11 protein-coding genes are annotated in these 14198 nt (G+C 35.1%); 5 read left to right on the top strand and 6 right to left on the bottom strand.

Going from position 1 to position 14198, the window contains the following annotated elements; all coding sequences use genetic code 11:
• Positions 1-1054: 1054 nt before the first annotated feature.
• Positions 1055-1570 (top strand): hypothetical protein, encoded by a 516-nt coding sequence (locus IGJ50_RS04940; RefSeq protein WP_429949165.1) that lies wholly within the window; start codon positions 1055-1057, stop codon positions 1568-1570.
• 536 nt (positions 1571-2106) lie between these two features.
• Here IGJ50_RS04940 and IGJ50_RS04935 read toward each other — a convergent pair.
• On the bottom strand, positions 2107-2400 hold the full coding sequence (locus tag IGJ50_RS04935; protein WP_429949164.1) for a hypothetical protein: 294 nt from the start codon (positions 2398-2400) through the stop codon (positions 2107-2109).
• A 303-nt stretch (positions 2401-2703) separates the two neighbouring features.
• On the opposite strand from IGJ50_RS04935, the gene IGJ50_RS04930 reads away from it, so the two are divergent.
• A complete protein-coding gene (locus IGJ50_RS04930; protein WP_207120833.1) occupies positions 2704-3414 on the top strand; it encodes an HAD family hydrolase in 711 nt (236 codons plus the stop codon).
• A 59-nt stretch (positions 3415-3473) separates the two neighbouring features.
• On the opposite strand, the gene IGJ50_RS04925 is transcribed toward IGJ50_RS04930, so the two are convergent.
• From IGJ50_RS04925 to IGJ50_RS04910, 4 genes are all read right to left on the bottom strand, one after another.
• Positions 3474-6671 carry an SNF2 helicase associated domain-containing protein gene (locus tag IGJ50_RS04925; RefSeq protein ID WP_429949162.1) on the bottom strand — a complete coding sequence of 1066 codons (3198 nt, stop codon included), beginning with the start codon at positions 6669-6671 and terminating at the stop codon, positions 3474-3476.
• Between the two features lie 17 nt (positions 6672-6688).
• Positions 6689-9832 carry an AAA family ATPase gene (locus tag IGJ50_RS04920; protein WP_429949160.1) on the bottom strand — a complete coding sequence of 1048 codons (3144 nt, stop codon included), beginning with the start codon at positions 9830-9832 and terminating at the stop codon, positions 6689-6691.
• Between the two features lies 1 nt (position 9833).
• On the bottom strand, positions 9834-10973 hold the full coding sequence (locus tag IGJ50_RS04915) for an exonuclease SbcCD subunit D (RefSeq protein WP_069639648.1): 1140 nt from the start codon (positions 10971-10973) through the stop codon (positions 9834-9836).
• Positions 10974-11132: 159 nt separating this feature from the next.
• Complete coding sequence (locus IGJ50_RS04910; protein ID WP_429949158.1) at positions 11133-11753, bottom strand: lysophospholipid acyltransferase family protein; 621 nt, start codon at positions 11751-11753, stop codon at positions 11133-11135.
• Between the two features lie 169 nt (positions 11754-11922).
• Here IGJ50_RS04910 and IGJ50_RS04905 point away from each other — a divergent pair, with 169 nt between their 5' ends.
• The 3 genes from IGJ50_RS04905 to IGJ50_RS04895 are packed head-to-tail and all read left to right on the top strand — an operon-like array spanning position 11923 to position 13374.
• Positions 11923-12339 carry a GNAT family N-acetyltransferase gene (locus IGJ50_RS04905; protein ID WP_083244328.1) on the top strand — a complete coding sequence of 139 codons (417 nt, stop codon included), beginning with the start codon at positions 11923-11925 and terminating at the stop codon, positions 12337-12339.
• A gap of 20 nt (positions 12340-12359) precedes the next feature.
• Complete coding sequence (locus IGJ50_RS04900) at positions 12360-13094, top strand: tRNA1(Val) (adenine(37)-N6)-methyltransferase (protein ID WP_429949155.1); 735 nt, start codon at positions 12360-12362, stop codon at positions 13092-13094.
• Positions 13084-13374, top strand: a complete 291-nt coding sequence (locus tag IGJ50_RS04895; RefSeq protein ID WP_069639644.1) for a GIY-YIG nuclease family protein — start codon at positions 13084-13086, stop codon at positions 13372-13374. Before IGJ50_RS04900 ends, IGJ50_RS04895 begins: the two co-directional genes overlap by 11 nt.
• 269 nt (positions 13375-13643) lie before the next feature.
• Here IGJ50_RS04895 and IGJ50_RS04890 read toward each other — a convergent pair whose 3' ends face one another.
• A complete protein-coding gene (locus IGJ50_RS04890) occupies positions 13644-14192 on the bottom strand; it encodes a cysteine hydrolase family protein (RefSeq protein WP_429949154.1) in 549 nt (182 codons plus the stop codon).
• Positions 14193-14198: the final 6 nt, after the last annotated feature.

Here is a 14198-nt window from a genome sequence, read left to right as displayed (position 1 = left end):
TTTCTTTGGACACTGTTACCATTATACGCAAAGTAAGGGAAGGATGCAAAATTGAAAACTGGTAAAAAATCGATAAAACAAGAAGCTATCACATTAGATTTCCACCGTTCATGTCTTGAAAAAATAGACACTAACTAAAATTTTATGTAAAAAACTATTCAAACAGCATGACAGAAATCTTAAAATACTTCCTATAAAGTTGCTTTTGGTGGCCAATAAGAACATCCGGTAATGATAGTTTTTTATAATAAGTGAATTTTATCTTGTATGTGGCGTTATCAGATTATTATTTTTAAGATGTTACGAAGCTTTGTCTATTGTATATGTATTATCGATTATTTTTCGAAATAATTTTTGATATTGTGGAGACCTAAAAAGAAGTAAATATTTAATTTAATTAAAAATCAATCAAATTTCAAACTTTGTTCAAGACATTCAATTCAGTTTTTTATACATTTTGAAAGTTCTAAATGCTGTTATATCAATCACTTGAAAAGATTAAAGCAATTTGTTAAATTATACATATACATGTACATCATAAAAAACACCGATGAGTTGCTTATGTCTTGGGGAAGATAGGCCTGATCGGTGTTTCTGTTTTTTATTATACTAAAAGTTATTTTTTTTACTACTTCAAAATTTTACTTTCGATCGTACTTTTTTGAAGAATAAACTAGCTAAATATGTTTTTTTATTCGCTTTCTGATTCATAAATTTCACGGTAGATGTCAAAATACTTCTAAAAATATTACTTCATATTTTTCTTATCTATTTGATGTTTTCTTATGCTAACAATATTTTAATTTCTACAAGTTACCTTATCGTTTTCTAACGGACTATATTTGAAAAATTTAAGTGTGACATCTATTCATACAACAAATTAGGCATGAATAGTTTCAACTTCAAAATAATTAGATAATACAAGTTAATATTTTGCCGATGGAATAGAAATTATCTCTGAATATCAATTTCTATCAACTTTTAATCGTCATCCCGTTGCATTAAAACTTACTTAATGTTAAAATTAAATTACTAAAAAGGAGTGATCAATTTTATGTTAAAAAAAACTTTATTAATTCTAAGTTGTTTTATGGGAATCGGGGTATTTGTGGGAAATAGCTCAGCTAACGCACAAGATTTAGAAACCCTCTCACCTATTACTTCTAATTTGTTACGAGGGGAACCGGTAAAAAAAGAAGCAGTCATTTCAAGTGGTCAAAAAATTGAAATTCAAGTCGGAAGCTTAAGAGCAAATGAACTTGTCTCAAAATACGTCATTAAATTTAAAGCTGAATCTGATAACAAAGAGAGTTTCCTCCTTGAAGAAGTATTTGACCATGGTTATCATTGGCAAGCTGGCCCTAAAAGATTTTTTTATACAAACACTACCGAAACAGTTAACTATAATTTGTTGGATGAGCCCGTAAAAGGCTGGACAAGCGGAACTAGAATCTTTAGACTATATAATTATTCTGCTAAACCTTTAAAAATTACCTTTGCTCTGAATTCGTCAATACATCCTAGAAGTATTGAATGTGTAAACTACAGCGACATTGATTTTACTTTATAAACTAGTTGGTGAAGATTATTCTCTCTATTGAGTTCAATTCAATATTCAGAATGATAGTTCAGCATTCTATCCAAATAATTAATAATTACTGTAAAAGTTGATTAGCGATTAGGTCGATCATTTATTGATGATCTTTTCTAAATAATCTTGAGAGTATAACTAGTTCATTCTATTTATTTACCCCAATCATTTGATCATAGGACCTGACTACAAAAAAATGGTTTTAGAAAAGGATGTAGTGACCCCAAAAAGTTAGACTTTTGGTCTAACTTTTTGGGGTCGGTTCACTTGGGGTATCTCCTTTTCTTGTATAATTATAAATCAAAATTAATGTCACTATAATCCACAATTTCTTGTGATCTCACATGTATGCCTGACGATAAGCCTATCTTTAAATTCACAGTAGTTGCAGAGGCGTTGATTACCTTGATACTCTCTTTACTAATAAAATTATTTCTAGTAGATAAATTATCATCTAGGTTTGTAAAAGTCACCGTTCCATAGGCACCATACGCTACGTAAGAACTATATCTGTTTTAATTTATTCTTGGATAGTAGCCGACTCTGTCAACAACGATTGTTTCAGGTTCACAGGTGTCCAATTTAAATTTCACTACAAATTTAGAAACCAGTGCATCACTATAGAAGCCTCCAGCATTAAATTCTAAAAACTCTCCTGATTTTAGTGTAACTTCTTGAATGTTTGGTAGCGCCCTTGTTGATAGATAATTCGAAGGACTGACAGATATTGCTTCTGCATTGCCTACATTATTTCCAGCAAATACTCCTAGAGCTATCAAACTTCCGGCTACTAATAATTTCATCTTCATAAAAAATATCTTCCTAACTTTGAGTAATTTAATAATAACATAAAGGTAAATAAAATGAAATAGATATCAAAAGTTACTTTCTCTACAAAAACTAGAGAAAAAATTTAACCATACTGATAAAAGAGGCCAATTTTGAAAACTCCTATGATAAAACTCCCTCCTATTATGCACCCACAACCTGTCAATGTCAGCATTCTAATCTAAATTAAAATTTTCTTTCTGTTATTTTGTGAAAAAGTTCGCTACAATGAAAAAGGATATTGAAAAATTTCCTGAAAATTATTAAGGGGTGCAATTGTTTAAATGAAAACCATTGTTTTTGATGTGGATGATACGATTTATGACCAGCAACAACCGTTTAGAAATGCGATCAAAACAGTCTTTCCTTGTGTAAAATCGGAGGACATGCATGCGTTATATATTCGCTTTCGTGTGCATAGTGATGAAACCTTTCCAAAAGTGATGTCAGATGAATGGACGCTAGAATTTATGCGTTTTTATCGCATCAATGAATCACTAAAAGACCTAAATTATCCAAGTGTTTCACAAGAAGACGGCTTGTCTTTTCAAAAAACGTACGAAGATGAATTAGATAATATTGTAATGCATCCAGAAGTAACCAAGGTATTTGATTTCTTAAAAGAAAATAATATTCCTATGGGAATCATTACAAACGGTCCTACAGACCATCAATTTAAAAAAGTAAAACAACTTCAATTAGAAAACTGGGTTCCAACAGACAATATTATTATTTCTCAAAGCACTGGTTTCCAAAAACCAGAACGAGAAATTTTTGACCTTGCCGCTAAAGAGTTTAATATGGATTGCGAATGTACTTTGTATGTAGGTGATAGTTTTGAAAATGATATTGTAGGTGCCAAAAACGGCGGATGGCATTCGCTGTGGTTCAATCATCGATTAAGACAAATGCCTAGGGATGAAAAACCGCATCACATGGAAGAAGTAACTTCTTTTGAAGAGTTGCTTCCGACGATTCAATCAATATTTTCATAAAAGATACAAAAAATGCTGTACATTCCTTAATGAGAACATAAGGATGCACAGCATTTTCTTTATTCACCGATACTTAAAATCGTTCGGATATCCTCTTCAGTCATTTTGGCTAATTGTTCTTCATTTCCTTGGATTACTTTTTGGAACAACTCACGTTTTTCTTGTTGTAAGGAGTCCATCTTTTCTTCAACCGTTCCTTCTGCGATCATCCGCCAAACTTCCACAACATTTTTTTGACCAATTCGATGTGCACGTCCTGCTGCCTGTTCTTCCACCGCTGGATTCCACCATAAGTCATAAAGAATCACAGTATCTGCACCTGTCAAATTGAGACCTGTCCCCCCAGCTTTTAAAGAAATCAAAAAGACATCTTTTTCCCCGGAGTTAAACGCATCTGCCATTTCCATACGCTCTTTAGGCTTCGTGCTTCCTCTTAAATAAAATGTTGTTAAGCCAAGCTCGTGTAACTCTTTTTCAATGATTGATAACATACTTGTGAACTGAGAAAAAAGTAAGACACGTCGATTATTTTCTTTGGCAGCTACTAATAAGTCTTTGACTTGCTCTAATTTTCCTGATCCCCCTGTATAATCATCAATAAATAAACTTGGGTCACAACAAATTTGGCGCAATCGCGTTAAACCGGCCAAAATACTTAAGCGATTTTTCTTAAAGGTATCTTGATCCATTTGACTGACATCTTCTTGCATTTGTTTTAGATACGCTAGATAAACAGTCTTTTGCTCTTCAGTAAGAACACTGTACAAATTACTTTCGATCTTATCTGGTAAATCAGCCAATACTGTTTTCTTGTCTCGTCTTAAAATAAATGGTTGGATCATTTTTGCAATTTCTTCAGGTTTCATCGATCTAAATAAAGTTTTTGCCGGGAATAATCCTGGTAAAATCATTTGAAAGATCGACCATAACTCATCGATATTATTTTCGATCGGAGTACCACTCAAAGCAAAGCGTTGAGGAACCGTCAAACTTTTAAGCGCTTGAGCTGTTTTAGTACCGCTATTTTTCACCATTTGTGCTTCGTCTAAAATCAAATAACCCAAATTTAGTCCTTGGTACATATCAATATCTTGTCTTAAACTAGCATATGACGTGATCACAATATCTAGATCAGCTTGATTTGCTAATTTTTCACGTTCTGCTTTATTGCCTGCCACAACTTCTGCCTGTAACGCTGGAGCAAACTTTTTAATTTCAGCTGCCCAGTTATAAATCAAACTAGCTGGTGCAACAATCAAAGCCGCTCCTTTTTGAATCTGTTCTTCTTTTTCAGATAATAAATAGGTGATCGTTTGAAGGGTTTTTCCTAATCCCATTTCATCCGCTAAAATACCGCCAAATTGATAATAACTAAGCATTTTTAACCATTTAAATCCATCAATTTGATAACTTCTAAGCGTTGCTTGAATGTTTGCAGGTAATTGCGCTTCAAATTTTTCTGGATGGGTCAAATTATCCACCATTTCTTTAAAAGAATCAGAAAAATGCGCACGGTGATTATTTCCCAACATATTTTCGATCATCAAACCTTGATTTCTTGGAACCTGTATCGTTCCTTGAACGTTTTTCATATTTTTTCTTAGCATAGTTAAGACTTCACTGGTTTGTTGAAATTCTTCTGAATCTAGTGAGAGAACCTCACCAGTTTCCAAAGTATAAAAACGATCATTGCGCAATAAACTGGCTAAAACAGCATCAATTTCTTGTTCGGCGATTCCTGTGATATCAAAACGGACATCTAGCCAGGAATCAGAGTCTGAAACTTCAATCATCGGTTGGTGATGCGCGGCATCTAAATACAGCTCCCGCAGCTTCTTGCCCATACGAACTTCTCCTAATCGACGAAACGTTGGAATTTCTGCTTTAAAAAAATAATATAAACGTTCACCTGCTGGTAATGTCTTTTCATAGCCAATTGACTCTTTTTGATAGCCAAATGCCGTTAGTTGTTCCAAAATCATTTGTTCCTTCTTAGCATCACGAACGACTTCTTGATTCGCTCCTGAGGCAATAGAATGTTCTTGATCCGTCGAAAATACAACTTCTCCATACATAAAGTCTACACGAACTTTGATCATCCCTTTGATTTTGCGAAAAATAAAGATTGTTTCTAAAGGATGATACACAACTTCCTGTGTCACCTCTTCACTAACAGTTACTGTTCCTATTTTTTTCAATAAAGGAATAACAGAGCCGAATAAGTCAGATAACTCATTTTTTTCATAGACAATCTCAGGTTTTTCCACGCGTTTTAGTAACTGTAATAATGTTGTATAGATTCCAGCTTGCTCTTGAGTAACCGTAAAAATTTTGTCTTTGCTAAAGGCCCACTGGTAATGAGATAAAAATGTTGTGAGCTGATCTGTGATCAGCAATATATAACGATTATCCGGTTGTTTACTAATATCGAAAAAGATAGGTAAGATACCTTTTGTGAACAATAAATGCCGGTATTTCTTTCCTTCATCATTTAGTTGAAAATAAGGAATTTTGTTCATTTTTTCAATTAATGATCGACCTTGATCAATCGGTAACACCAGATAGCGCTTATCAATTTTACCTTTTACTTGAATACCATTAGCTCCTAACAATTGACTCGTTTGATAAATTGCTGCTAATTGCTCTAATAATTCTTGGTTCTCAATTGTAAACGCTTCTTTTACTAAATCAAAGTGATGTTGCTTATTGATCAAGAAGCTCCCCTGCTTTTGAAAAGTTTGAAAAAATTCTCCGATATTTTTAATGATATAGGTTTTAGGTTTGACTCCTTGATAGCCCAATCGTAAAGAAACACCTAAAACAGCTAATTCAGGATAATAACTATTGGTTTCAATCACATCAACAATATACTCCACAGTTAGCGGTGTAATCGTACTTTTCCCCTCTGCTTGGTTCAGTTTGGCAAACCCTTTTGTAAACATTTCAGAGATAGATAAAGAACGTTTTTCAAATGTAATTGATTGATCTTCTTTTATGATGCGCGAGGTGCCTTTTTGTCTTAAAGATAGCTCCACTGCAACAGTATGCTTACAATAACCATGATCCTTCCAATAAGGACATTCACAAATATCATTTTCTTTTGCGGTCCCATCTAATTGGACCCGATACAGTTCATTACCTAAAACCTCGGCATGCCACATTTTCTTTTCTGGATCTTGAATGATGGACAATACCCGGCCTTCTCTCATATACTCTCTACCGCGTTCAACGATTCGTTCTGGAATACTCCATTTCATTCTCTCACCTCCTAGGCTTACGCCGTTTGATAGGTCACTTGGCTCTGACCATTTCCATTTGTTTGGATTTGTAGTTGTTGCGGGATTCTTGCTTTTAATTCACTTACATGGCTAATAATACCGATCATTCTTCCTTCGTTTTCGATTACTTCTAAAGCTTCCATTGCCATTTCTAAGGCTTCTTCATCTAGGGAACCAAATCCTTCATCGATGAATAAGGCTTCAATCAAAACACCACCTGCTTGCTCTTGAATCACTTCCGCTAGAGACAGCGCCAAGGCTAATGCGGCAATGAAACTTTCACCGCCTGATAACGTATGTGCACTGCGAGTACTGCCTGCATTATCATCGTAAACATTGATTTCAAGTCCTGTTTGATTCTTGTAACTCCCAGAATCTTGATTCAGTTCAAATTGGTAGCGATTGTTTGTCAGTAAGCCCAAACGTTGATTGGCTACCTTTAAAACTTCCTCCAAATAAGTCTGTAAAACGTATCTTTCCAAACTAGTTTTCCTTGGATTATCACCGTTGACTGTCGCAGCCAATTGGTGCAATGCGGTAACTTCTGACCACTGTTGTTCAACTGAGGTAATCAATTCTTTGACTTGTTTTTGAATGCTTTCATTGGCTTGGATTTTTTCAAGTTGTTGGTAATATCTGGCTTCTTTCGTTTGAAGTGAAATTGTCAATTGTTCAATTTCATCCGTCAAGCTGTTTGTCTCAGGTTGCTCTTTATTTTCTAACTTTTGCTCCAGTTCAGTCAACTGAAATGCTAGCTGATCCTGTTTTTTGTCGAAAGTTGTTAGTTCTTCTTTGATTGCGTCTAGTCTTGTCACTTCTTTTAACAACATTCGCACACTATTCTCATCCAGCTCGAAACTCGATTCTTGAATTGCTTTCATCAATTGCTGTTCTAATGACATTTTCTCTGTTAAATTTGTATCTTGCTCTTTCACAAGATGCTTTTCACTATTTTTTAACAATAATCGACTCTCTTTCACTTTCGCCATTTGTTCGTCGAGCTCTTGTTTTTGTTTTTCCCAGTTTATGATCTGTTGTTCAAGCTGTTGTTTTGTTGCAGTTATTTCAGCCAGGGAAAGTTGTTCATCGATCAATTGTTCAGAAATTGTTTTTAGTTTTGTCTCATTTGCTGTTTGTTCTAGTTGCTTTTCAGTGACGATTTTTTCTTGTTCCTGTACCTCTAATTGTTGCTCTTTCAATACTTTTTCTAGTTCAGTTATCTTGTTTTGGGCTATTTCAATTCGTTCTAATTCATGTTCAAGCTTAGCCGCTGTTGCCTGTAAATTCGCTGTTACTGATTCGATACCGTCAGAAGTGATTGGTGCTTTTAGAGTAATAATTTGTTTTTCTTGTAACTGTTCAAACAACGAATCAACTTTGTGTGTTTGTTCTGCCAGTTCTTGCTGCAGTTCTCGTTCAGTAAGCTTTACTTGGGTATACTGAGCTTGTAGTTTGGCAACTGTTACCTCTTGTTTTTGAGCCCTTTTTTCGATTTCATTCAGCTGATTTTCGATAGCTTGAATTTCCTCTAAAGTAAATTCTTGGTGCTCATTTTGTTTAGGATGCTCCACAGAACCGCAAACAGGACAAGGTTCACCAGCGACTAAAAATAAACTTAATCGACTAATTTGCATCTTTGCCCATTGGCTTTTTTGTTGCGCAACTTGTTCATAAATCGTCTCTTTTTCGACTGATGCTTCCTTTAGTTCAGCATCCTTAACAACTAGTTGCTCCACAATGCTATTTTTTTTGGTTTCAAGTTGTTCTTTCTTTGCCCAATTATCTATAAAAATCAGCCATTGTTCTCGATGCCGTTCTAATGTCAGTTGTTCTTTTTCGATTTGGGATTTTCCTTCTATCACGACAAGCTTTTGTTGATAGGCTTGCTCCGCATTCTGCTGCTTTTCTTTTGTCTCTGTAAGTTTCTTTGTTAAACTTTCTAACAGTAAATGATTTTTTTCAATCGTACTGTCTATACTTTCCTTTTCTTCATATAAAGGAATTTGAAATTGCAGCCTTGTTACTTGTTCTTTGGCTATTAGCATCTCAGCAGATCGTTGTTCATTTTCACTTTGTGTTTGTTCCAATTGTTGAAATAATTCTTGCTGTGTTTTTTGTTGTGATCGATTGCTTTTCAGCTCTTGCTCATAGGTAGAAATCAATTTAACTTTTTCATCGATCTTTTCAATCAAGCCTTGATGCTTTTGTACCCATTGCAGTTGCTGTTCTTCTGCTCTTAGCTCTTCGATCATCACGGCTGCTTGATCAAGTTCTTCCTTTTGTTTTTTGAGTTGATTTTGCTTGGTAAATTCATTTGCTAGCTCTTCTAAAGCAAACTTTTCTTGCTCCTTTTGTTGTTTTTGTTTTTGTAATACAGCTAATGCTGATTTTTCTATTGCTTGCTGTTTTTGCATCGTTTCTTGTTGCTGATCTAGTAACACTAATTGCTGCTCTACAACCAGTTCTTTTTGCAACGGCTCTTGCCAATAGAGTTGATCTAATTTAGCTTGGATCATTTGTTGCGTTGCCTCGATTCCTTTATTGACCGTCTTTAATTGAACTTTTAGTTGTTCATTTAAGGTTTGATATAGTTGAGTGCCAAACAGGTTTCTAAGAACTTTTTCTTTATCATTACTATTTGCAATCAAAAACGTTCTAAATTCCCCTTGAGGTAAAAGAACAATCTGAGCAAATTGATTAGCATCTAAGTGCAATAATTCTTGAATAAACGTGTCAACTTCACGGCGTTTCGTATATTCTCTAAGCTCTTTTCCGGTATGATCTTTCACAATCAATGAAATCTTAGCACTTTGAGTACGCGTTCCCTCACCCCGTTTTTTGTAAAGTTCTTGTTCTGGTTTTCTTGTGATCTCATAAAAATAGTCTCCATGAGAAAAAGTTAAATGGACTTCTGTAGGCTCCGAAGGATCAGCAAATGTCGAGCGCATTTCCTTTCCTTGACGCAACTTCCCCGAACTTTCACCAAATAAAGCATAGCTCATCCCATCAAAAATCGTCGTTTTACCTGAACCCGTCTTTCCACTTATCAAAAAGAGAGACGAATCTGCAAACTTGTTGAAGTCGATTGTTTCAGCAATATAAGGGCCAAAGTTTTTCAATGCTAATGTTAAAGGTTTCAACTTATTTCCCTCTTTCTGCTTGATAGATTTCTGCTAGATTTTCTTTGATCCACACTTGTTGTTGTCTCGTCAGTTCCTCTCCTGTTACATCAGAAAAAAATTGAGCGACTAATTCGTTTGGTGCTAACGTTTTGATTTCCTTTTTTGTTTCATTGTGTTTTTGTTGCACTTCTCTTCCAAATAAACGTTCGACACCGATTACTCGTGGATAAATTTTCCTTAGTTGATTCATCATGTTAGGAATCACTGCACGATCCGTTAATTGAATATGTAAATAATTCTCACGATCGATCGACTCGTAAAATTCTTGTGTTGTTAGTTCTTTGAAGCTACCTTCGATTTGTATCACATTTCTTAATGGTGTGATTTCTTTAAATTCAAAGGTCGTTTCGTTCGCTTTGGTATCGACGATCCAAACCCCTTTTTTCTGATTCATTTCAGATAAAGAAAATTTCAGCGGTGAACCACTATAGCGAGCATTTTCAGCTTGTAAGGCATTTTTCCCGTGTAAATGACCTAACGCTACATAATCGAATGATTCTAGTAACGATAAGGGTACTGTATCCAATCCGCCTACCATTAATTTTGTTTCTGAATCAGATTTTTCACTGCCAGCTACAAAAAAATGACTGACTAAAACGTGTTTCATATCAGGTTTGAATTGTTTTTTCATTTCAGTTACAACTTCTTTCATCGCCTGTTCGATCGTCCGAATTTCTTCATTATCAAAATATAAACGAGCTGAAATTGGTTCAAAATACGGCAATAAGAAAAACTGAGTATTCTCCATCTCTACTGGCTGAAAAGCTTGATCCAAGCGAGTATTCAAATGAAAATTTGATTGAATAAACCATGGACCACCGGTTTCCAAACGTGTACTACTATCATGATTACCAGAAATCGCTAATACTGGGAATTTTTCCTGTAGATTCATTTCTATAATCATTTTATTGAAGACTTCGATCGCTTCAACTGAGGGAACTGAGCGATCATATAGATCACCTGCCACGACGATTGCATCCACTTGTTCTTTTTTTGCAATAGTCAAAATCTGCTGAAATGCATCCACTTGTTCCTCTAGTAAATCATACCCATGTAATTTTTTACCGATATGCCAATCGGCTGTATGTAAAAAACGCATTTTTCCACCACCTAAAAAAGTCCTTCTTACTATTATACCAAATTTAGGGAGAAATATATGGTTCAAACGTACAGAAATTTTCTGAAAGAAAAAAAAAGCCTGAAATATAACTCTTCGAGTTACATCCAAGCTAAAAAAATCAAAATACTTATGCGATTTCTATTCTTTCACTTCATATTTAAAATTTGGATCGATTTCTTGATCCAAGCTGTCAAAAGCCGCCTGCATTCTAAGCTCAACCTCAGCAATGCCTTCTTTATCCATCTTAGCAATATCACTGACGTCGATCGGTTCACCGAATCGAACAGTCACCCGACGCCGTTTAAATAAATCCTTTAACGTTAGTGGACCTTGATAAACAGCTGGAACAATTTTAACTTTAGCCATTTTTGCAATCAAGGCCACGCCGCCTTTTAACTCAGATGAATGACGGGTTCCGCTTGGAAACATAACTAAACTTAAATCTGTATTTTTTAACGTTTTGACAGGCGTTTTGATTGCACTTGGACCAGGTTTTTCCCGATCGACTGGAAAAGCATTGGCATGTTTTAAAATAAAACTTAAGAATGGATTTTTGAATAATTCCTTTTTCGCCATAAAACTAAATTTTTTCGGTGATCCACCGACAGCAAGGTACAAAGGCTCCCACCAGGTTCTATGAGGTGCTACTAAAATATAATTTTCATTTTGAGGAATGCGGTCTTTCTTTTCATAGTGAGCATTGCCGTTGATAATAAATAAAACGACCCGAACAACGCCACGCATAAATGTAAAAAACATGGTTTTTCTTCCTTTCTTTTCACTAGCTATAAGTATGCCGAAAACTGTTGCTTTTGACAAGTCTTTTTCACAGGTTTCTTCTAATCCTAATTGTAGTATAATATAAGGATATCTTCTGTTCCATCAAAGAGCTTTACTGTATAATTTTAGAAAATCGGAGGTTTTGTACATGATTGAGTATAAAAAACTGAATCAAGCCCAAAATGAAACACATTTGATTGCGCTACTTTCTGAAAAACAAGAAGAAGAGAAAAATATCCCCGCAGAAGAAAATACACCATTCTCTTTAGCTTTATATGATAATGATTTTTATATCGGAGGTATCACTGCCAATAAATGGATGAATGAGACACATATTTCATTACTTGCAATTAACAAAGAATATCGCGGCAAAGGCTATGGCACTGAACTACTCAAAAAAGCAGAAGACTTTGCGAGTGCATCAGGTACTAAATTAATCACAATCAATACCCAAGACTATCAAGCAAAAACGTTCTATGAACAATATGGCTATCAAGTATTTGGTCAATTAAAGGACACACCTTTCATAGGTACTACAAAATATTTTTTAGTCAAACGAATCTGAAAAAAAGGAATGAATGACACATGCTATTAAAAGGGGAACGAATCGATCAATTATTTGCAAATGATATTCAAATCATCCAAAGTAAAGAGGTATTTTCTTTTTCGATCGACGCTGTCTTGCTAGCAAATTTCCCAGCCTATCCAAAAAAAGGCAAGATTGTTGACCTTTGTGCTGGCAATGGGGCTGTTGGTTTATTTGCCAGTCGTAAAACGAACGCTCATATCACCCAAATCGAACTACAAGAACGCTTAGCAGATATGGGCAGACGAAGTATTCAATTAAATCATTTGGAAGAACAAATGACTATGCTTGAACTAGATTTAAAACTAGCAACAACTGCTGTAAAACCTGATTCTGTTGATTTAGTGTTATGTAATCCACCTTATTTCAAAGAATTACCAACAAGCCAAAAAAATCCGAATCCGCACTTAGCTATTGCTCGCCATGAAATATATACAACACTAACAGAAGTCATTGGGGTTTCTGCAAAACTGTTAAAAACTAATGGACGTTTGGCCATGGTTCATCGGCCTGACCGTTTTTTAGACATTCTACACGCAATGGAATCTGCCGATGTCGCACCCAAACGTGTTCGTTTTATTTATCCTAAAGCCGGAAAAGAAGCGAATACTTTATTGATTGAAGGGATCAAGCAAGGGAAAAAAGAAGGATTTCGTGTCTTGCCGCCATTGTTTACTTATGATGACCAAAACAATTATTTACCTGAAGTGAAGGCGATGTTATATGGAAACTAATCATTATTTTTATGTACTCCACTGCAAAGATGAGACTTTTTACGGCGGTTATACCACAGATCCAAAAAGACGTTTAAAGGAACATAATAGTGGCGTTGGGGCAAAGTACACTCGACTTCCCTCTAGACTCCCAGCAAAAATAATCCATGTTGAAAAATTTAGTAGTCGTAGTGACGCAACCAAAGCAGAGTACGCATTTAAAAAATTAACAAGAAAACAGAAAATCATTTATTTAAGAGAAATGGGGCAGATCAATGAATGGAGTGATCCGAAAATTTGATTCTGCTGATGTCACACAGGTCGTATTACTCATAGCAGTACAGATTATCCAATGGGCCAGATGGTCAAAATACACGACAGAAAAAATTTCACGGCTAAGGCATCAGTTCTGCAATTATGAAAAAAATAGAACGACAAACTCTTGTAAAAATAACTTGATAATTGTTTGTATACAACAATAATGTCACTCTTGAAGCTACCTTATAAGAGAATTCAAAAAAAGAGCTGTAAAAAAACTCATTAAGTCTTTCACAGCTCTTATAAATCAAGTTATTCAATTACTGTCGCACCTAATACTTGTTTAAAATGATTCAATGCCCATTCGTGTCCAACAGGATCGAAACTGGCAACTGCATTTTTATGAATAACAATCTTGTACCCTAAATTATACGCATCCACTGCGGTGTGAAGGACACAGATATCCGTACAAACTCCGACTAGATGAAGCTCCGTAATGCCTCTTTCACGCAGACGGATATCTAAATCAGTTCCACTAAAAGCAGAATAATGACGTTTATCAATCCAGTAAACATTGACTTTGTTTCGACTCTTTTCATAAACTTCTGCTAGTTTCCCGTAGAGTTTGCGACCGTTCGTACCAACAATGTTATGGGGTGGAAATAAATCATTTTCTGGATGCTTTGGATCATTATGATCATGGCGATCAATCGCATAAACTACAAAATCATTATTTTCAATAAACGCTTGAGTTATAGCAAGTAAAGAAGACTCGATTGCTTGCCCTGCGCCACCTGTTGTCAATGCACCATCTGCTGCAACAAAATCATTCGTATAATCAATTGAAATCAATGCTTTCATTCAAAA

Origin of the sequence: Enterococcus sp. AZ101, assembly GCF_050499005.1 — a bacterium.
Taxonomy (GTDB): Bacteria; Bacillota; Bacilli; order Lactobacillales; family Enterococcaceae; genus Enterococcus_L; species Enterococcus_L ureilyticus.
This window is presented reverse-complemented; position numbering and strand designations above follow the sequence as displayed.

Coding starts and splice junctions, on each gene's coding strand:
- IGJ50_RS04930 (WP_207120833.1), top strand. CDS start 2,704: ATGAAAACCATTGTTTTTGATGTGGATGATACGATTTATGACCAGCAA.
- IGJ50_RS04940 (WP_429949165.1), top strand. CDS start 1,055: ATGTTAAAAAAAACTTTATTAATTCTAAGTTGTTTTATGGGAATCGGG.
- IGJ50_RS04900 (WP_429949155.1), top strand. CDS start 12,360: ATGCTATTAAAAGGGGAACGAATCGATCAATTATTTGCAAATGATATT.
- IGJ50_RS04925 (WP_429949162.1), bottom strand. CDS start 6,671: ATGAAATGGAGTATTCCAGAACGAATCGTTGAACGCGGTAGAGAGTAT.
- IGJ50_RS04905 (WP_083244328.1), top strand. CDS start 11,923: ATGATTGAGTATAAAAAACTGAATCAAGCCCAAAATGAAACACATTTG.
- IGJ50_RS04915 (WP_069639648.1), bottom strand. CDS start 10,973: ATGCGTTTTTTACATACAGCCGATTGGCATATCGGTAAAAAATTACAT.
- IGJ50_RS04895 (WP_069639644.1), top strand. CDS start 13,084: ATGGAAACTAATCATTATTTTTATGTACTCCACTGCAAAGATGAGACT.
- IGJ50_RS04890 (WP_429949154.1), bottom strand. CDS start 14,192: ATGAAAGCATTGATTTCAATTGATTATACGAATGATTTTGTTGCAGCA.
- IGJ50_RS04910 (WP_429949158.1), bottom strand. CDS start 11,753: ATGTTTTTTACATTTATGCGTGGCGTTGTTCGGGTCGTTTTATTTATT.
- IGJ50_RS04935 (WP_429949164.1), bottom strand. CDS start 2,400: ATGAAGATGAAATTATTAGTAGCCGGAAGTTTGATAGCTCTAGGAGTA.